The following is a 17,916-nucleotide window of genomic DNA, read 5'->3' as shown; positions in this document are numbered from 1 at the left end:
CCGGGCGGTTATTTCAGTTGTAAGCTGTCGGCGTATTTACGCGTCAGGCGAAACAGCGCCATTACCTCTTCTTGCGTCCATCCGGCCAGCACCTCATTCATCAGCCGCGTTCTTGCTCCCGCGATACGATCGATCATCGCCTGCCCCGCTTCGCTGAGCGTCACCTCGCTAATCCGGCGATCTTTTGCATTGGGCTGCTTGAGTACCAGCTGCTGCGCTTCCAGCTTCTTCACCTGCCTGCTGACGGTGGTGTAATCGCGACCGAGGCTATCCGCCAGTTCAACGACCCCAACGGGTCCCCTGCGCCCTATTGCCACCAGCAGCGGGAAGAGGATCCGATCGAGCTGGACCCCAGCCGCCTGCAGTATCTGCTCGTCGCGCATTGGCTGGTTCATCACGCTGATGATATCGAGCAGCGCGCCGTGAAAGCCGGTGATGTCGTAATTATTATGTGCATCTTGCATATATTAGTTAACCGGGTATAGTGCCGTTATCAGATACGTGCATTTTACACATAACTATCCCACAGGGGGAGAAGACAATGAAAGCAGCCGTGGTTTTTGACCTGCAGCAGGGTCCGGTGTGGTCCGATTTTCGCGATCCGCAGCCCGGTGAGCATCAGGCGTTAGTCGAGGTTCGGGCCGCCGCCATCAGTCATGTAGTGAAAGGCCGGGCCTCCGGTAAGCATTATAGTTTCGATGGCCGCCTGCCTTTTGTCCCGGGTATCGACGGCACCGGTATCTTACCCGGCGGAGAGCGCGTCTATTTCGCCTTCCCCGTCGCGCCCTGGGGCAGCATGGCGCAACGGGCTCCCGTCGCCTTAAACCACTGTCTGCCGCTGCCGGATGCGCTGGACGATATCACCGCCGCGGCAATGGCTAATCCGGGGATGTCGGCCTGGGCGGCGCTGGTCAAACGCGCCGGGATGAAAGCCGGGGAAACGGTACTGATCAACGGCGCCACCGGCAGCGCCGGGCAGCTGGCGGTACAAATCGCCCGTTTTCTCGGCGCCAGAAAAGTGATCGCCTGCGGGCGAAACGTGGAGAAGCTGGCCACCCTCAGCGCTGATGAAACCGTTAACTTAAGTCAGGATGAGGCGGACTTACGGACGCAGTTTGCCGGGCTGGCGGCGCAGCAGATTGATGTCGTCGTCGATTATCTGTGGGGACGTAGCGCCGAACTTTTGCTGCCAGCGCTGGCAAAACACAGCCCAGGAAATGCGCCGGTACGTTTTATTCAGGTCGGTTCCCTTTCCGCCGCCGATATCTCTCTCAATGGCGCGGTGCTACGCTCCTCGCCGCTGCAGCTGATGGGCAGCGGAATTGGCAGCCTTTCTGTGCCCCAGCTGCTGGCCGCCACCGGGGAGATGCTGCAGGCCGCCGTCGCCGGCGGATTGACTATCGCCACGACTCCCCGGCCGCTTCGCGAGGTCGCCACGGCGTGGCCGCAGGACGACAGCCAGAAACGCACCGTCTTTGTCGTCGATTAAAAAAATCGCTTCTGCACAAAAGTTGGGGTTGATATCTTAAATGAGAAATATTATCTTTCTCATTACTGAATAGTTGAGCAAACAGCTCAGGTATTCGGTACGACATTGCTCACATTGCTTCCAGTATTTTTGCCCGCACTTGTGCGGGCTTTTTTTATGGTTGTCGACACACTCTGCGCACCAGCTGCCTTAGCCAGCGATGTGCCAATTCATGCTCGTGGCGAGGATGCCACATTTGTGACACCGTTATCTCCGGCGTACTCACCGGGAGAGGAAAAGCGACCATCTCTTTTCCCGCCGCGCTCTGCAGGCAGGAGGCCGGGACAACGGCGATGAGCTGAGAATCCCGGGCCACGGCCAGCTCGGCGGAAAAACCAGGCACCACCGCGGCAATCCTGCGGCGCATGCCACACGCCGCCAGCGCGTCATCAACCGGCCCGCGTATCAACCCGCGACGGGAGGTAATGACGTGCCCCACGGAAACAAATTGTTCCCGCGACATGTCGGCAAAGGCGGCCAGCGGATGGTTTTTGGCCAGCGCGACGACAAAACGATCGCGAAACAGCGCCTGCAGGCGGATCTCCGGTCCCATATTTTTCAGTACGCCAATTTCCAGGTCCACCCGCCCCTCGCGTAAAAATCGGGCATCTTTCTCCGGCTTAGCGACAAACTCCAGCGTCACGCCCGGTGCTTCCCGCGCGGCGGCGTTCACCAGCGCCGGGCCAAAAGCGTCTATAAATCCCTCATTGGTACGCAAAGTAAATCGCTTCTCGAGGGTCGATAAACTCAGCGGTGCCGGCGAAGCGTTGAGCACCGCGCGCATCTCGGAGACAACGTTTTTTGCCCGCGCCTGCAGACTTTCTGCGTGCGGAGTCAGCACCATGTTTCGCCCGGCTCTGACCAGTAGCGGGTCGCCGGTGACCTGCCGTAGGCGCGTCAGCGTGCGGCTCATCGCCGAAGCGCTGAGCTCAAGCCGTTTAGCCGCCCCGGCAACGCTTTTCTCGCTCAACAGTACATCCAGCGCCGCCAGTAAATTGAAATCAGGATCGTTCATCTTTTCTCCACTCCAGGATAAGGCGTCTGATGCACTTTATTATTGCAAATGCTGCGCCTTCCGCCTGCTACAGCACCAGCCTATATTTACCCCATCATGTATTTGCTCAGGAGTTATGCCCATGGTCACTTCCCCTAAAACAGTATTGATCGCAGGCGCGTCACGCGGGCTTGGGCACGCCATGGCTGAACAGTTTCTGCTGCATGGCTGGCAGGTCATCGGCACCGTACGCGATCTCTCACAAACGACGCCGCTGCACCATCTGGCCGAGGCTTATCCTGGACGGGTGCGCATTGAGGCGCTGGATATTTGTGATAGCGACGGGATCGCGGCGCTGCGCAATGCGCTTGCCGATAGCGCGCTGGATATGCTGTTCGTCAACGCGGGCACCACCAACCGCGATCCCACACAAACCATCGGCGAGATCGCGACGGAAGAGTTTATTCACGTCATGCTGACCAACGCGCTCGCACCGATGCGGGTCATAGAAAATCTGCAGGCGCTGGTGCTGCCGCAGGGGCTGATTGGCGTTATGTCTTCAGGACAAGGCAGTTTGAGCAATAATACCGGCGGGCAGCGCGAGCTGTATCGCGGGAGCAAAGCCGCGCTGAATATGTTTATGCGCAGCTTTGCCGCCCGCCCTGCCAGCGTATCGCATCCGATGGTGGTCATGGCGCCGGGATGGATCCGCACGGCCCTTGGCGGCGAGAGCGCCCCGCTCACCATGGCGGAGACCATCCCCTCGCTGGTGAACGTGCTGCTGGAAAAACAAAATCGTCCCGGATTAGAGTATCTGGATTATCGCGGATGTCGCGTGCCGTGGTGATAAGTCTATGCGTATGAATGGCCTGCAGAAGGGTTCATGGCAGTCAATTTTCGCTTTTTACACTATTACACCCCGATAATGGAGAATTTTGGACCCGTTGCGCATAGTGTGGGCTAGTCATACGTTTTTCTGGGCGTTCCTGAGCTAAAGCCAGGCAGGGGTGATATTATTCAAGCCAGAAAATACAGGCACAACGTCAACCGGGAGCGATTTATGCACGAGGAAGTACCACTGAAATATTACGACATTGCGGATGAGTATTCGACGGAGTCCGCCGAGCCCGTCAGCGAGTCAGAACGTGAGCCCCTGGCGCGCTATTTTCAACTGCTGATTACGCGGCTGATGAATAACGAAGAAATCAGCGAGGAGGCGCAGGGAGAGATGGCCATACAAGCGGGCATCGATCGGCAGCGTATCGATGATATCGCGGTATTCCTGAATAAATGGGGTAATGAGTAGCGGTTGACGCAGACGTTCCGGGGAGTGCTTGCGGCAAATGACGCATCGGCAATCGCAGCAGCGGACTTCGCGTCGGGACGTGCAATAAAGCTGGTCATTGCGACCAGCTTTACCTGAGACTTTAGAACCGGTATCCGGCAGAGAACATAAACACCCACGGATCCAGACGGATGCTGTCGTGCTGCTGCGCGCCCGCCAGCTTATAGTTGGCGGTGGTGTCGATATCCATGTACCACACCGACATGTTAATCAGCCAGTCGCGGTTAATCAGATAGTCCATCCCCACCTGTCCCGCCGCCCCCCAGGAGTCTTTCAGGCTCAGATCGGATATGCCGGTCTTTTTACCCGTATCGTTCACGCTCTCATCGAAGAAGGTCGTGTAGTTGATACCCGCGCCAATGTATGGACGCAGCTTGCTGCTGGAGTCGCCAAAATACCACTGCGCCATTAGCGTCGGCGGTAAATGGTGAACGGTCGCAATATTGCCGGTTGCCGCGGTCCCGACTTTATGGCGGAACGGCGTGGCGGCCAGCAGTTCAACGCCGATGTTATCCGTTGCCATATAGGTGAACGTCAAACCCAGTTGCGTATTATTGCTGACGTTAAAGCCCCCCAGGCTGCCTAACGTGCCGCCCGCGCCTTCGGTCGGTCTGACCGTTGCCGAACCCGCGCGAATAAAAAATTCACCGGCTTCATGCGCCCAGACGCTGCTGCCGGAAAGACTGCTCAGAATAACAACCGCCGCTGCTAACTTTTTCATACCCACTTCCTCATTATGGTTATTCAGCGCCAGAATATACCTACATTGAAGTATGTTTGATCCAACATAGATCACATTAAGTGGGCAAATTTAACATTTATTGATCCAGATTAATTTTCACTTTCTCAATACAATCAGTGAGAAGCGTGTCGTATCAAATTTCTTGCTTTATGACACTCAAGGCAGCGCGTCGCTGATTTCCTCTTCTATTTACAAAGATATACTTAGCGTGCAGGAGCAGAGACTGCTACCCAGCCGCGATTTGCGGTACAATCGCCGGCTAGTTAACACCTGCAATACTCAAGGAGAATGCATGTCTATCACGGCGAAGTCCGTCTACCGTGACACCGGGAACTTTTTCCGCAATCAGTTCGTTACTATCCTGCTGATTGCGCTGCTATGCGCGTTCATTACGGTAGTACTTGGCCATGCCTTTTCACCCAGTGAAGAGCAGCTGTCAATACTGAGCCAGGGCGATAGCCTGGCGGGTAGCGGCGGGCTGTTCGAACTGGTCCAGAGCATGACGCCGGAGCAGCAGCAAATCCTGCTGCGCGCGTCTGCGGCCTCCACCTTCTCAGGGCTGGTAGGTAACGCCATTCTTGCCGGCGGCGTTCTGCTTATGATTCAGATGGTCTCCGCCGGCCAGCGAGTCAGCGCCCTGCGTGCGATCGGCGCTTCTGCGCCGGTGCTGCCAAAGCTGCTGCTGCTGATCCTGCTGACGACGTTTATCGTGCAGATGGGAATGATGCTGGTGGTGGTGCCGGGCGTCCTGCTGGCTATCGTGCTCTCTTTCGCACCGGTTATGCTGGTGCAGGATAAAATGGGGATTTTCAGCGCCATGCGTAGCAGTATGCGTCTGGCCTGGGCCAACGTACGTCTGGTGGCGCCGGCCATTATCGGCTGGCTGCTGGCGAAAACGCTGCTGCTGCTGTTTGCCTCCAGCTTCGCGGTCCTGACACCAAACGTTGGCGCGGTGGTAATAAATACCCTCAGCAATCTTATCTCCGCATTGTTGCTGATCTATTTATTTCGCTTGTATATGCTCATTCGTAACTAACCTAATCCGGGGCGGGTGCTCCCTGCCCCAACCTGAACGACGGAATCGATGTATGAAGCAGTTTCTGGATTTTTTACCGCTGGTAGTCTTCTTCGCATTCTACAAGCTTTATGATATCTACGCCGCGACGACCGCGCTGATTATCGCTACCGCCATCGTGCTGATTTACAGCTGGGTGCGCTATCGTAAAGTCGAGAAAATGGCGCTGATTACCTTTGTGCTGGTGGCCGTATTTGGCGGCTTAACCATCTTCTTCCATAACGATGAGTTTATTAAATGGAAGGTGACGGTTATCTACGTGCTGTTTGCCAGCGCGCTGCTGTTTAGCCAGTGGGTGATGAAGAAGCCGCTGATCCAGCGCATGCTGGGTAAAGAGCTGACGCTGCCGCAGCAGGTGTGGTCGCGTCTGAATCTTGCCTGGGCGGTGTTTTTCATCCTTTGCGGACTGGCGAATATCTATATCGCTTTCTGGCTGCCGCAGAATATCTGGGTCAACTTCAAGGTCTTTGGTTTGACCGCCCTGACGCTGGTATTCACCCTGCTGAGCGGCGTGTATATCTATCGCCATATGCCGCAGGACGACAACCACTAAGCTGGCTTTCCCACGGCACGCCGGACGGCGTGCCGCGTCCTCCGCTTTTCCCCTCACCGCATAAATCGCTTCAGCTGAAACGATTCGTAATGTAAGCTATTTCTCACAGGAGATGGCATTCCTCCTTGAACCGCCATGTGGCTAATGATGCCTGCTTTTTATTCCCGGACCGGGAATGGGCAGGCATATCTGAATTGCAGGCACCGCGTCCGGGAAGGTTAATCTTCTAAGGAACTGACGATGCGTGCAAACCGCTTTTCATCACTCTCTCTGCTTTTCTTCCTCGGAAAATGGCTGCTCCTCGCCTTTATCATCGCGGTGCTGGCGGGTACGGCATCGGCGTTTTTTCTTTTCTCACTGCAGTGGGCCACGGCAACGCGTGAAGCTCACCGCTGGCTTATCGGGCTCCTGCCGTTGGCCGGTTTTGCCGTCGGCTGGATCTACCTGCGCTACGGCACCCGCGTGGAGGCCGGCAATAACCTGATTCTGGAAGAGATTCACGACCCTCAGCGCGTCATTCCCTTGCGCATGGCGCCGCTGGTCTTTTTCGGCACCGTTGTTTCTCATCTGTTTGGCGCCTCCGTCGGGCGTGAAGGCACGGCGGTGCAGATGGGTGCCTCGATTGCCGACCGTTTTACGGCCCTTTTCCGCCTTAACGACGATGCCCGGCGAATGATACTGATGGCCGGGATCAGCGCCGGTTTCTCTTCGGTTTTCGGTACCCCGCTCGCGGGAGCGCTATTCGGGATCGAGGTCCTGGCTATTGGACGGATGGACTACAGCGCCATTCTTCCCTGTCTGTTTGCCGCGATTATCGCCGATCGGGTCGGCATCATGTGGGGCGTGCAGCATACGCACTACTTTATTACCGGCTTTCCCACGCTGACGCTCTGGACGCTGCTGGCCATCATTATCGCCGGCTGCTGCTTTGGCCTCGCGGCGCGCATTTTCGCCGACAGCGCGCATGCGGTCGGCGCCTTGATGAAAAAACGGATTCACTACGCGCCGCTGCGGCCGTTTATTGGCGGACTGGCGATTGCCGGCGCCGTCTGGCTGCTGCACGGAGAGCGCTATATTGGCCTGGGCATACCGGTGATAGTGGACGCTTTCCAGCATCCGCTGGCGCCGTGGGATTGCTTCGGCAAACTGATCTTCACCGTTGTCTCTTTAGGCAGCGGATTTAAAGGTGGTGAAGTCACCCCGCTGTTTTACGTCGGCGCGACGCTGGGCAATGCGCTGGCGCCGCTGCTGCATATGCCGCCAGGTTTTCTGGCCGGGATAGGTTTTGTCGCCGTCTTTGCCGGCGCGGCGAATACCCCCATCGCCTCGACGCTGATGGCGATTGAGCTATTTGGCGCGGAAATCGGTGTTTACGCGGCGCTGGCCTGCGTGGTGGCATGGCTGGTCTCGGGCTATACCGGTATTTATCGTTCCCAGCGCATAGCCTGCCTGAAACAAAGCTATGTCCCGACCGGCATCAGACTTGCTGAGCTCCCGGCGTGGTACCAATCGCAAACACGCCGTCAAAAAACCGACAACGAAACCCCCACCTCCTGACGAACGCGCCCGTAAACCGGAGGGTTCAGGCTCGCCGGTTTCTTCATGATATCTACCACATGCCGGAAAGTTGCGGCAATTGTGAGGATTTAATGGAGATTAGCGTCGCTTTATTGAAACGATAATGATTATCATTGATATTCTCTATCTCAATTTTTTCATGATTTGATATGGATATTTATAATGAGAACGCAGAAAAATCACATAGCAACGCCCCTGGCCCTGGCCATTGCGGGCTTACTCAGCCCAGGGGTCTTCGCCGAAGAGGTGGAACAGGATACGGAGACCATGGTGGTTCATGGCACCGCCGAAGAGGCGCTGAAGCAGCAGCCGGGCGTCTCGATCATCACTGCGGAAGATATTGCTAAAGATCCCCCGGTTAACGATCTCTCAGAAATCATCCGTAAAATGCCCGGCGTCAACCTGACCGGCAACAGCGCCAGCGGCAGCCGCGGCAACAACCGTCAGATCGACATTCGCGGAATGGGACCGGAAAACACGCTGATTCTTATCGACGGCGTGCCCGTCACCTCCCGCAATTCAGTGCGCTATAGCTGGCGCGGCGAGCGCGATACCCGCGGCGACAGCAACTGGGTACCGCCGGAAATGGTGGAACGCATTGAAGTTCTGCGCGGCCCTGCCGCAGCGCGCTACGGCTCAGGCGCCGCGGGCGGCGTTGTCAATATCATCACCAAACGCCCCACCAACGACTGGCACGGCTCGCTTTCGCTGTATACCAATCAGCCGGAAAATAATAAAGAAGGCGCCACCAACCGAGCTAACTTCAGCCTCAACGGACCGCTGGCGGGAGATGCCCTGACCATGCGTTTGTACGGCAACATTAACAAAACGGAGCCCGATGCCTGGGATATTAACCGCGCGCAAAATGGCTCTTACGCGGCGGGCCGCGAAGGGGTACGCAACAAAGATATTAACGCCCTGCTGTCGTGGAAAGTTACGCCGCAGCAGATCCTGGATTTTAGCTACGCCTATAGCCGCCAGGGCAATATTTATGCCGGCGATACGCAGTACAGCAACAGCAATATGAGCCCAAATGGCCTGGTGGATACGCTGTACGGTCAGGAAACCAACCGGCTATATCGGCAGACCTGGGGCCTGACCTACAACGGGATCTGGGACTGGGGCCAGTCGAAGGCGGGCGTCTACTACGAAAAAACCAACAATACCCGCCTGCAGGAGGGCACCACCGGCCGCGTTGAAGGGATGATCAATAGCGATGTCTATGACACCAGCCGCCTGGAGTCGTGGCGCTCAACCGCAGAGGTGAATCTCCCCTTCAACTGGCTCGCTGAACAGACCCTGACTCTGGGCATGGAATGGAATCGCGATGAGCTAAACGATCCGGCGTCCATGCAGGCCACCACCACCACGGATGCTCTCCCCGGGATTTCGGGCGATCCTTCACAACGCAGCCCTAAAAACAGCGCCACCCTGACCGGTATTTATCTGGAAGACAATATCGAAGCGACGCCGGGCACCAATATTATCCCGGGTCTGCGCTTCGACTATCATAACGACTTCGGCAGCAACTGGAGCCCGAGCCTGAACCTGTCGCAGGATCTGGGCGATATGTTTAAGGTCAAAGCGGGCATCGCCCGGGTATTTAAAGCGCCGAACCTGTATCAGTCCAGTGAGGGGTATCTTCTTTCGACGCGGGGCAACGGCTGCCCGATAAGTATTGCCGATGGCAACTGCTATCTGTTGGGTAACCCGGACCTCGATCCGGAAATCAGCATCAACAAGGAGATCGGCCTTGAGTTTAACCTGAACGGTTACAACGCCGGCGTCACCTGGTTTCGCAACGACTACAAAAACAAGATCGTCTCCGGTACCGAGATTCTGGGTAATACCGCGACCGGAGCGAATATCCTGCAGTGGGAGAACGGCGGGAAAGCGGTCGTCGAAGGCCTTGAAGGCACGCTGCTGGTTCCGGTCATTGTCGATACGCTCAGCTGGCGCACCAATGCCACTTATATGATCAAATCGGAAAACAAAGATACCGGAAACCCGCTGTCCGTTATTCCGAAATACACCATCAATACCCTGCTCGACTGGCAGGTGACCAGCAAGTTTTCGGCGAACGTCAACTGGACTCTGTACGGTCGGCAGAAACCGCGGGAATATGCGGAAATTCGTACTGAAAACGGCGTACTGGCCACCAATGAAGTGGGCTCCTATTCCGTGGTTGGTATCGGCGGCAACTATCAGCTAATGAAAGACCTGCGCCTGAACGCCGGGATCAGTAACCTGTTCGATAAGCAAATTTATCGTGAAAACGAAGGGGCTTCGACCTATAACGAACCGGGTCGCGCCTATTACGCTGGCGTCACGATCTCCTTCTAACCCCTCACGCCCGCTATCGCGGGCGTATTCCCTATTCTCTCAGCGTCATTTTCATAGTAGCATCCGCCTGATCATCTTTGACTAGTACAGAGTATAGAATGACAACAACAGATCTTACGCCGAAGGGCGAATTGGTATTACGCACCCTGGCGATGCCGGCGGACACCAACGCTAACGGCGATATTTTCGGCGGCTGGCTGATGTCGCAGATGGATATTGGCGGGGCGATTATGGCCAAAGAGATTGCCCACGGTCGCGTCGTGACCGTGCGCGTCGACGGCATGACTTTTTTACGCCCGGTCGCGGTCGGCGACGTGGTGTGCTGCTACGCCAGCTGCGTGAAGCGCGGCAATACGTCGATAACCATCAATATGGAAGTGTGGGTCAAGAAGGTGTCGTCTGAACCCATCGGCCAGCGCTACAAAGCAACCGAAGCGCTGTTTATCTACGTCGCGGTAGATAATGAGGGTAAACCGCGCGCCCTTCCCGCCAAGTAATTCTGCCGGCCCGGCGCTTCCGGGCCGGTATTTTACAGAAAGCCGAGTAAAGAGAAGAAGAAGTAGCCCAGCACAATAATAATAACCGGCAGGACGTATAGCGGAAAATACTGCACCAGGATGGTATGGCGCGGCACCACAACGCGTTCAGAGATTTGTTCGCGCGTCAGCCCTTCGGCCCCTTTCGCCTGCTCCAGAATCAGCTGATCCTCAACGCCCTCGCGCAGAAACTTCGCCTGGCGCCCCATCCGCGCTCCGGAGGCCTGTAGCGCCATGCCGACGAACACCAGAATATAGATGATCCAGAAACCGATATTCATGCCGTGCTTAAAATCCGGTAGCGGCGAGTTGTACCAGAAGAAATTGAGGAACGGCGTGTTAAAGCGCATCATCTCGATCATCACATGAGCAAAGTCCATCATCACCGCGTCGATGCCCGGTTTTTTCTCGCTGTGCTCGTACATAAACTTCAGCACGGAGATCAGCGTCGAGATAACCGCCGGGATAAATACCACCCACCCCAAAATACGTTTAAGTACTGCAACGCGTCCAGCTTGTTGATACGTCATGGGTTCCCCTTGTTAAGACGCCTGTCTACCCTAAGTCTACCTTCGTCGGCGAATTTCGCCCAATAATGCGCGGTATGATATACCATGAGTGCCGATTCGTTATCTACTTACGCTACAGGAGAGGGACTTATGTCAGCCAGGCGCCAGATTCACGCCGCGATTTTTGATATGGATGGTTTACTGATTGATTCTGAGCCGCTGTGGGATAAAGCGGAGCTGGAGGTGATGGCAAGCCTCGGGGTGGATATCAGCCGCCGCCATGAAATGCCCGATATCCTGGGGCTGCGCATCGATTTAGTCGTCGATCTGTGGTTTGCCCAGCAGCCGTGGAAAGGCCCGGATCGTGCCGAAGTCACCGCGCGGATCATCAACCGCGCCATCCAGCTGGTGGAAGAAGCGCGTCCGCTCCTCCCCGGTGCGCGGGAAGCGGTGGCGATGTGCAAAGCCCAGGGGTTGAAAATTGGCCTGGCGTCGGCTTCGCCGCTGCGGATGCTGGAAAAAGTCCTCACCATGTTTGAACTGCGCGATCAATTTGACGCCCTCGCTTCCGCCGAAGGGCTGCCGTTCAGCAAACCGCACCCGCAGGTCTATCTGGACTGCGCCGCCAGACTCGGCGTCAGCCCGATGCACTGCGTGGCGCTGGAAGACTCGGTTAACGGCATGATTGCCAGCAAAGCGGCCCGAATGCGATCTATCGTCGTACCGGAAGCGGAAAACAGCCGCGATCCGCGCTTCGTGCTGGCGGACGTGAAGCTTGCCACCCTTGAATCCCTCACCCTGAGCGACCTGCTCGGTTAATCCTGCCGCTGATGATGAGATAGCGGCACCGTCTCATCATCACAAAATTAAAACAGCGTTTCATTTTTATTTGTTTTTTCTTCTCCCGCCCTCTATGCTTGTCTCAACGGCGTTATTTAACGCGTGAAATCAGCATACAGAGGTGCATATGGTACTGAACGCCTTTGACCTTACGGGCAAGGTCGCTATCGTGACGGGTTGTGATACCGGGCTGGGCCAGGGAATGACGCTGGGCCTTGCGCAGGCCGGGTGCGATATCGTCGGCGTGAATCGCCGGATCCCCCATGAAACCGCAGAGAAGGTTCAGGCGCTGGGCCGACGCTTTACCGCTATTCAGGCCGATCTGAGCCGGCAGGATGAGATTGAAACCATTGTCGATCGGGCCGTGGCCGCCATGGGCCGGGTAGATATTCTGGTCAACAATGCGGGAACCATCCGCCGCGCCGATGCGCTCTCCTTTAGCGAAAAAGACTGGGACGAGGTGATTAACCTGAATCTGAAGTCGGTGTTCTTTCTTTCACAGGCGGTCGCCAGGCAGTTTATTCAGCAGGGTGACGGCGGAAAAATTGTTAACATTGCCTCAATGCTCTCCTTTCAGGGGGGGATTCGGGTACCCTCCTACACCGCGTCAAAAAGCGGCGTACTGGGCATTACCCGCCTGATGGCCAACGAATGGGCGGGGCATCGCATCAACGTTAACGCCATTGCCCCGGGATACATGGCTACCAACAATACTCAGCAGCTGCGTGAAGACGCCGAGCGCAGCAAAGCGATTCTCGATCGTATTCCGGCCGGGCGCTGGGGCGTGCCTGATGACCTTCAGGGGCCGGTGGTTTTTCTCGCCTCCCGGGCGGCGGATTACATTAGCGGCTTTACGCTGGCGGTAGATGGCGGCTGGCTGGCACGCTGATGTTTTTGTGACAAAGAGTTACACCGTCACCTCTTCCGCACACTGTATAAAAACCCTATACTGTATGAATTGACAGTTTAGGGTGTTTATCATGACGGCGGAAGGCCACCTCCTCTTCTCTATCGCCTGTGCGGTATTTGCGAAAAACGCGGAATTGACCCCCGTGCTGGCTCAGGGCGACTGGTGGCACATCGTTCCTTCCGCCATCCTGACCTGTCTGCTGCCGGATATCGATCACCCTAAGTCGTTTCTCGGTCAGCGATTAAGCTGGATATCAAAACCGATAGCTCGCGCCTTTGGCCATCGCGGCTTCACCCATAGCCTGCTGGTGGTCTTTGGCGCGGTCGCGATTTTCTCATTGAAAGTACCGGAAAGCTGGATAGTGCCGGCAGATGCGGTTCAGGGCCTGGTTCTTGGCTACCTCAGCCATATTCTCGCCGACATGCTCACCCCGGCAGGTGTTCCGCTGCTCTGGCCCTGCCGCTGGCGTTTTCGCCTGCCCCTGCTTGCACCGCGCAAGGGTAACCAGCTGGAGCGCGCGCTGTGTATGGCGCTGTTTATCTATGCCGTATGGATGCCGCAAAACGTTGCCGAAAACAGCGCCATTCGCTGGTCATCGGACATGATTAATTCTTTGCAAACCACCTTTAATCGCTTAATTAGCCACCAGGGTGGACGATAAACCAGCGAATTATTCAATTGGTTATAATCAATTCCATTTGAATATAAGTAACGAATAACGCCTTCTGCTACCCTTGCCGTCATAAGAGCTGGTTATTGACCAGCCCGGTAATAAAAGATATCAGGAGAACGGGGATGAACTTTCCATTAATAGCGAACGTAGTCGTGTTCGCGGTTTTACTGTTGGCGCTGGCCCAAACCCGCCATAAACAGTGGAGCCTCGCTAAAAAAGTGCTGGTCGGTCTGGCGATCGGCGTTGTCTTCGGCCTGGCGCTACAGCTTATCTATGGTTCCGACAGCTCGGTGCTGAAGGATTCTATCCAGTGGTTCAATATCGTCGGTAACGGCTATGTTCAACTGCTGCAAATGATCGTCATGCCGCTGGTTTTCGCCTCCATTCTGAGCGCGGTCGCCCGTCTGCATAATGCCTCGCAGCTGGGTAAAATCAGCTTCCTCAGTATTGGAACCCTGCTGTTCACCACGCTGATTGCGGCGCTGGTCGGGGTGCTGGTCACTAATATGTTTGGCCTGACCGCCGAAGGGCTGGTTCAGGGCAGCGCGGAGACCGCTCGCCTCAACGCCATTCAGAGCAATTACGCCGGTAAAGTCGCGGACCTGAGCGTCCCGCAGCTGATCCTCTCTTTCGTACCGAAAAACCCGTTTGCCGATCTGACCGGCGCGAACCCAACGTCGATTATCAGCGTGGTTATCTTCGCCGCGTTCCTCGGCGTCGCGGCGCTGAAATTGCTGAAAGATGACGTCGCCAAAGGCCAGCGCGTACTCACCGCCATCGACACGCTGCAGAGCTGGGTAATGAAGCTGGTGCGCCTGGTGATGCAGTTAACGCCGTACGGCGTGCTGGCGCTGATGACCAAGGTGGTCGCGGGCTCTAACCTGCAGGACATCATCAAGCTCGGCAGCTTCGTTATCGCCTCCTATATTGGTCTGGGCATCATGTTCGTGGTGCACGGTCTGCTGCTGGCGGTCAACGGCGTGAGTCCTCTGAAGTACTTCCGTAAAGTCTGGCCGGTATTGACCTTCGCCTTTACCAGCCGCTCCAGCGCGGCGTCTATTCCGCTGAACGTGGAAGCGCAAACGCGTCGCCTGGGCGTGCCGGAGTCTATCGCCAGCTTCTCCGCATCGTTCGGCGCCACGATCGGGCAGAACGGCTGCGCGGGCCTCTATCCGGCGATGCTCGCCGTGATGGTCGCCCCTACCGTCGGTATTAACCCGCTCGATCCGCTGTGGATTGCGACGCTGGTGGGCATCGTGACCGTCAGTTCCGCTGGGGTCGCTGGCGTGGGCGGCGGCGCGACCTTTGCCGCCCTGATCGTCCTGCCGGCGATGGGCCTGCCGGTCACGCTGGTGGCGCTGCTGATCTCGGTTGAGCCGCTGATTGATATGGGCCGTACCGCGCTGAACGTAAGCGGTTCCATGACCGCCGGTACCCTGACCAGCCAGTGGCTGCGTCAAACCGATAAAGCTATTCTCGATAGCGAAGAAGACGCGGAGCTCGCGCACCGCTAAGCGGGCCCGCACTTCAGGTTATTAAAAACAAAAAACCGCTGATTTTTCAGCGGTTTTTTTATTGTGCCCGGCACATTCAGGCGTCGATTTCACCTTCCTGCCTCATTTGCGTCGCCCAGCGCTGCGCCGCTTCCGGCACGTTAAACGGCGGGGAGCGACGAAAATGTTCGTCTATTAGCACAAAAGCAACATATTTACCCCGCAAAACCCAGACGTCGCGAAAACCATCCATTTTGACGGCGTGTTCCGGCGGCGCAGGCTCGACTCGCGGCACGTAGCTAATGACCTGACGATTTTGTTGGCGAAGTGGTTTCATCACAAATAGATTCACTAAACACAGCGGGAAACAGAAACCCCTATCATAGCCGAAAAAGCCCCCTTTCGTCGCCCCCAGCTTGCGGCCCTTTAGTAGTAAAACTCTTATAAAAATATATTCTTGAAATGATGTTCTACAATTAGAAGGGTTTTGGTTTAGCAACGACCATTTTCAGCAATGAAAGCAGGAGCGAGCAATGTCTGATAAACACCATAACCCGCAACCCCATCAATCACCGGTTCACGACGACCGGGAAGCAAAACCAGGTCTGGATGCCTTAGCCCCCGAAGATCAGAACTGGCGGCCCACGCCGCATCCCACCGCTCCAGGTGAAGAGCCGACCGCCCCGGGCAGTATGAAAGCCCCGGATACGCACAGCGAAAAGCTCGATGCCCTTGAAAAACAGCGTAAAGGCGGCGAGGATTTTGCGCTCACCACCAATCAGGGCGTACGCATCGCAGACGACCAGAACTCGCTGCGCGCGGGCAAGCGCGGCCCCACGCTGCTGGAAGATTTTATCCTGCGCGAAAAAATCACCCATTTTGACCACGAGCGCATTCCTGAGAGGATCGTCCATGCCCGCGGCTCCGCTGCGCACGGCTATTTCCAGGCGTACAGCGATTTAAGCGATATCACCAAAGCGGCTTTCCTCTGCGATCCGCAGAAAAAAACGCCGGTCTTCGTCCGGTTTTCCACCGTTCAGGGCGGCGCAGGCTCCGCCGATACGGTGCGCGACATCCGCGGCTTTGCCACCAAGTTTTATACCGACGAGGGCATCTTTGACCTGGTCGGCAACAACACGCCGATCTTTTTTATTCAGGACGCGATCAAGTTCCCTGATTTCGTCCACGCGGTCAAACCCGAGCCGCACTGGGCCGTCCCGCAGGGGCAAAGCGCGCACGACACGTTCTGGGATTACGTCTCACTGCAGCCCGAAACGCTGCATAACGTGATGTGGGCGATGTCCGACCGCGGACTGCCCCGCAGCTACCGCACGATGGAAGGGTTCGGCATCCACACCTTCCGCCTGATTAACGCGGAAGGTAAAGCCACCTTCGTACGTTTTCACTGGAAGCCGGTCGCGGGCAAAGCCTCCCTGGTATGGGACGAGTCGCAAAAGCTGACCGGTCGCGATCCCGATTTCCACCGCCGTGATTTATGGGAAGCGATTGAAGCCGGCGATTATCCTGAGTACGAGCTGGGCTTACAGCTGATCCCGGAAGAGGACGAGTTTGCTTTTGATTTCGATCTGCTGGATCCCACCAAGCTGATTCCGGAAGCGCTGGTCCCGGTGCAGCGCGTCGGTAAGATGGTACTCAATCGCAACCCGGACAACTTCTTTGCCGAAAATGAACAGGCGGCCTTCCATCCAGGGCATATCGTTCCGGGGATAGACTTCAGCAACGATCCGCTGCTGCAGGGCCGACTCTTCTCCTATACCGATACGCAGATCAGCCGCCTCGGCGGGCCGAATTTCCATGAAATCCCGATCAATAAACCCACCTGCCCGTACCATAATTTCCAGCGCGACGGCATGCACCGGATGGATATTGATACCAACCCGGCAAACTATGAACCTAACTCCATCAACGATAACTGGCCGCGGGAGACGCCGCCGGCCGCTAAACGCGGCGGCTTTGAATCCTATGCCGAGCGGGTTGACGGGGAAAAAATTCGCCAGCGCAGTCCGTCGTTTGGCGAATATTACTCGCAGCCCCTGCTGTTCTGGCGTAGCCAGACGCCTATTGAGCAGCAGCATATTATCGACGGATTCAGCTTCGAGCTGAGCAAGGTCGTCAGGGAGTGGATCCGCGAGCGGGTGGTCGATCAGCTGGCGCATATCGACCTGCAGCTGGCTCAGGCGGTGGGTAAAAATCTGGGTATTGAGCTCACCGACGAACAGCGCAGCATCACGCCGCCGCCTGATGTTAACGGTCTGAAAAAGGATCCTACGTTAAGCCTGTACGCTATTCCCAGCGGTGACGTAAAAGGCCGGGTGGTAGCGGTACTGCTTAACGATCGTCCGGTCGCCAAAGAGCTCCTGACGCTGCTCAAGGCGCTCAAAGCGCACGGGGTGCATGCCAAATTACTCTATTCCCGAATGGGGAAAGTGCAGGCCGATGACGGCACCGAGCTGCCGGTGGCCGGGACCTTTGCCGGGTCGCCATCGCTTACCGTGGACGCGGTCATTGTTCCCGGCGGCGATCTGCAAAGCCTGAGCAACAATGGTGATTTCCACTACTACCTGCTGGAAGCCTATAAACACCTGAAGCCGATTCTGCTGGCAGGCGATGCCCGGCAGTGCAAAGCGCCGCTGCAGGTTGCCAGTCAGGGGGAAGAAGGCATCGTTGAGACGGACGCCATCGATAATGCGTCGGTGGATGCGCTGATTACCCTGATGGCGGCGCATCGGGTGTGGTCGAGAAGCGCCAAAATCTCCGCGATCCCGGCGTAAAAAAA

General features: G+C 56.5%; 18 protein-coding genes and 1 riboswitch. Of the genes, 13 read left to right on the top strand and 5 right to left on the bottom strand.

The window, feature by feature from the left end:
- Nucleotides 1-8: 8 nt before the first annotated feature.
- Nucleotides 9-464, bottom strand: coding sequence for a MarR family winged helix-turn-helix transcriptional regulator (locus SIK97_RS03270; RefSeq protein WP_014838208.1), 456 nt, complete (start codon nt 462-464; stop codon nt 9-11).
- Between the two features lie 77 nt (nt 465-541).
- On the opposite strand from SIK97_RS03270, the gene SIK97_RS03265 reads away from it, so the two are divergent.
- Nucleotides 542-1,489, top strand: coding sequence for a quinone oxidoreductase family protein (locus SIK97_RS03265; protein WP_057173374.1), 948 nt, complete (start codon nt 542-544; stop codon nt 1,487-1,489).
- Nucleotides 1,490-1,643: 154 nt separating this feature from the next.
- Here SIK97_RS03265 and SIK97_RS03260 read toward each other — a convergent pair whose 3' ends face one another.
- Nucleotides 1,644-2,543: a LysR family transcriptional regulator gene (locus tag SIK97_RS03260; protein WP_057173375.1), complete on the bottom strand. Its 900-nt coding sequence runs from the start codon at nt 2,541-2,543 to the stop codon at nt 1,644-1,646.
- Nucleotides 2,544-2,664: 121 nt separating this feature from the next.
- Between SIK97_RS03260 and SIK97_RS03255 the strand changes: the two genes are divergently transcribed.
- Together SIK97_RS03255 and SIK97_RS03250 are read left to right on the top strand one after the other, a co-directional pair.
- The gene (locus SIK97_RS03255) at nt 2,665-3,369 is read left to right on the top strand and encodes an SDR family NAD(P)-dependent oxidoreductase (RefSeq protein ID WP_047724022.1); all 705 of its coding nucleotides are present in this window, start codon (nt 2,665-2,667) and stop codon (nt 3,367-3,369) included.
- A gap of 213 nt (nt 3,370-3,582) precedes the next feature.
- Nucleotides 3,583-3,828 carry a YmjA family protein gene (locus SIK97_RS03250; protein WP_014228996.1) on the top strand — a complete coding sequence of 82 codons (246 nt, stop codon included), beginning with the start codon at nt 3,583-3,585 and terminating at the stop codon, nt 3,826-3,828.
- A 121-nt stretch (nt 3,829-3,949) separates the two neighbouring features.
- Here the strand turns inward: SIK97_RS03250 and ompW are convergent, their stop codons facing one another.
- Nucleotides 3,950-4,588, bottom strand: coding sequence for an outer membrane protein OmpW (gene ompW / locus SIK97_RS03245; RefSeq protein WP_004121296.1), 639 nt, complete (start codon nt 4,586-4,588; stop codon nt 3,950-3,952).
- A gap of 313 nt (nt 4,589-4,901) precedes the next feature.
- Between ompW and SIK97_RS03240 the strand changes: the two genes are divergently transcribed.
- The 5 genes from SIK97_RS03240 to yciA all read left to right on the top strand — a co-directional run bounded on the left by SIK97_RS03240 (nt 4,902) and on the right by yciA (nt 10,655).
- Nucleotides 4,902-5,645, top strand: a complete 744-nt coding sequence (locus SIK97_RS03240) for a YciC family protein (RefSeq protein ID WP_004850117.1) — start codon at nt 4,902-4,904, stop codon at nt 5,643-5,645.
- 52 nt (nt 5,646-5,697) lie between these two features.
- On the top strand, nt 5,698-6,237 hold the full coding sequence (locus SIK97_RS03235) for a septation protein A (RefSeq protein WP_004101360.1): 540 nt from the start codon (nt 5,698-5,700) through the stop codon (nt 6,235-6,237).
- Nucleotides 6,238-6,336: 99 nt separating this feature from the next.
- A riboswitch (Fluoride riboswitch) is annotated at nt 6,337-6,398 on the top strand.
- A 79-nt stretch (nt 6,399-6,477) separates the two neighbouring features.
- A complete protein-coding gene (locus tag SIK97_RS03230; RefSeq protein ID WP_057173377.1) occupies nt 6,478-7,794 on the top strand; it encodes a voltage-gated chloride channel family protein in 1,317 nt (438 codons plus the stop codon).
- Between the two features lie 183 nt (nt 7,795-7,977).
- Nucleotides 7,978-10,158: a TonB-dependent siderophore receptor gene (locus SIK97_RS03225; protein WP_049080476.1), complete on the top strand. Its 2,181-nt coding sequence runs from the start codon at nt 7,978-7,980 to the stop codon at nt 10,156-10,158.
- A 98-nt stretch (nt 10,159-10,256) separates the two neighbouring features.
- Nucleotides 10,257-10,655: an acyl-CoA thioester hydrolase YciA gene (gene yciA / locus SIK97_RS03220; RefSeq protein WP_032749471.1), complete on the top strand. Its 399-nt coding sequence runs from the start codon at nt 10,257-10,259 to the stop codon at nt 10,653-10,655.
- Between the two features lie 32 nt (nt 10,656-10,687).
- On the opposite strand, the gene SIK97_RS03215 is transcribed toward yciA, so the two are convergent.
- The gene (locus SIK97_RS03215) at nt 10,688-11,224 is read right to left on the bottom strand and encodes a YniB family protein (protein WP_049080475.1); all 537 of its coding nucleotides are present in this window, start codon (nt 11,222-11,224) and stop codon (nt 10,688-10,690) included.
- Nucleotides 11,225-11,353: 129 nt separating this feature from the next.
- On the opposite strand from SIK97_RS03215, the gene hxpB reads away from it, so the two are divergent.
- The 4 genes from hxpB to SIK97_RS03195 all read left to right on the top strand — a co-directional run bounded on the left by hxpB (nt 11,354) and on the right by SIK97_RS03195 (nt 15,140).
- Complete coding sequence (gene hxpB / locus SIK97_RS03210; RefSeq protein ID WP_025106974.1) at nt 11,354-12,022, top strand: hexitol phosphatase HxpB; 669 nt, start codon at nt 11,354-11,356, stop codon at nt 12,020-12,022.
- Between the two features lie 148 nt (nt 12,023-12,170).
- Nucleotides 12,171-12,932, top strand: a complete 762-nt coding sequence (kduD, locus tag SIK97_RS03205; protein WP_014228989.1) for a 2-dehydro-3-deoxy-D-gluconate 5-dehydrogenase KduD — start codon at nt 12,171-12,173, stop codon at nt 12,930-12,932.
- A 91-nt stretch (nt 12,933-13,023) separates the two neighbouring features.
- Nucleotides 13,024-13,614, top strand: coding sequence for a metal-dependent hydrolase (locus tag SIK97_RS03200; protein WP_032749476.1), 591 nt, complete (start codon nt 13,024-13,026; stop codon nt 13,612-13,614).
- Between the two features lie 134 nt (nt 13,615-13,748).
- Nucleotides 13,749-15,140: an L-cystine transporter gene (locus tag SIK97_RS03195; RefSeq protein WP_047724028.1), complete on the top strand. Its 1,392-nt coding sequence runs from the start codon at nt 13,749-13,751 to the stop codon at nt 15,138-15,140.
- Between the two features lie 76 nt (nt 15,141-15,216).
- Here SIK97_RS03195 and cedA read toward each other — a convergent pair whose 3' ends face one another.
- Nucleotides 15,217-15,471 carry a cell division activator CedA gene (gene cedA / locus SIK97_RS03190; RefSeq protein ID WP_071532283.1) on the bottom strand — a complete coding sequence of 85 codons (255 nt, stop codon included), beginning with the start codon at nt 15,469-15,471 and terminating at the stop codon, nt 15,217-15,219.
- Between the two features lie 181 nt (nt 15,472-15,652).
- On the opposite strand from cedA, the gene katE reads away from it, so the two are divergent.
- A complete protein-coding gene (gene katE / locus SIK97_RS03185; protein WP_025106972.1) occupies nt 15,653-17,911 on the top strand; it encodes a catalase HPII in 2,259 nt (752 codons plus the stop codon).
- Nucleotides 17,912-17,916: the final 5 nt, after the last annotated feature.

The sequence above is a fragment of the Klebsiella sp. JN_Kp126 genome, from assembly GCF_033843325.1.
GTDB classification, from domain to species: Bacteria; Pseudomonadota; Gammaproteobacteria; order Enterobacterales; family Enterobacteriaceae; genus Klebsiella; species Klebsiella michiganensis.
The sequence above is the reverse complement of the archived record's forward strand: the minus strand, read 5'-3'. Positions and strand labels throughout refer to the sequence as shown.

Excerpts from the sequence above, each read along its gene's own strand:
- SIK97_RS03270 (WP_014838208.1), bottom strand. The coding sequence starts at position 464 with ATGCAAGATGCACATAATAATTACGACATCACCGGCTTTCACGGCGCG.
- SIK97_RS03265 (WP_057173374.1), top strand. The coding sequence starts at position 542 with ATGAAAGCAGCCGTGGTTTTTGACCTGCAGCAGGGTCCGGTGTGGTCC.
- SIK97_RS03260 (WP_057173375.1), bottom strand. The coding sequence starts at position 2,543 with ATGAACGATCCTGATTTCAATTTACTGGCGGCGCTGGATGTACTGTTG.
- SIK97_RS03255 (WP_047724022.1), top strand. The coding sequence starts at position 2,665 with ATGGTCACTTCCCCTAAAACAGTATTGATCGCAGGCGCGTCACGCGGG.
- SIK97_RS03250 (WP_014228996.1), top strand. The coding sequence starts at position 3,583 with ATGCACGAGGAAGTACCACTGAAATATTACGACATTGCGGATGAGTAT.
- ompW (WP_004121296.1), bottom strand. The coding sequence starts at position 4,588 with ATGAAAAAGTTAGCAGCGGCGGTTGTTATTCTGAGCAGTCTTTCCGGC.
- SIK97_RS03240 (WP_004850117.1), top strand. The coding sequence starts at position 4,902 with ATGTCTATCACGGCGAAGTCCGTCTACCGTGACACCGGGAACTTTTTC.
- SIK97_RS03235 (WP_004101360.1), top strand. The coding sequence starts at position 5,698 with ATGAAGCAGTTTCTGGATTTTTTACCGCTGGTAGTCTTCTTCGCATTC.
- SIK97_RS03230 (WP_057173377.1), top strand. The coding sequence starts at position 6,478 with ATGCGTGCAAACCGCTTTTCATCACTCTCTCTGCTTTTCTTCCTCGGA.
- SIK97_RS03225 (WP_049080476.1), top strand. The coding sequence starts at position 7,978 with ATGAGAACGCAGAAAAATCACATAGCAACGCCCCTGGCCCTGGCCATT.
- yciA (WP_032749471.1), top strand. The coding sequence starts at position 10,257 with ATGACAACAACAGATCTTACGCCGAAGGGCGAATTGGTATTACGCACC.
- SIK97_RS03215 (WP_049080475.1), bottom strand. The coding sequence starts at position 11,224 with ATGACGTATCAACAAGCTGGACGCGTTGCAGTACTTAAACGTATTTTG.
- hxpB (WP_025106974.1), top strand. The coding sequence starts at position 11,354 with ATGTCAGCCAGGCGCCAGATTCACGCCGCGATTTTTGATATGGATGGT.
- kduD (WP_014228989.1), top strand. The coding sequence starts at position 12,171 with ATGGTACTGAACGCCTTTGACCTTACGGGCAAGGTCGCTATCGTGACG.
- SIK97_RS03200 (WP_032749476.1), top strand. The coding sequence starts at position 13,024 with ATGACGGCGGAAGGCCACCTCCTCTTCTCTATCGCCTGTGCGGTATTT.
- SIK97_RS03195 (WP_047724028.1), top strand. The coding sequence starts at position 13,749 with ATGAACTTTCCATTAATAGCGAACGTAGTCGTGTTCGCGGTTTTACTG.
- katE (WP_025106972.1), top strand. The coding sequence starts at position 15,653 with ATGTCTGATAAACACCATAACCCGCAACCCCATCAATCACCGGTTCAC.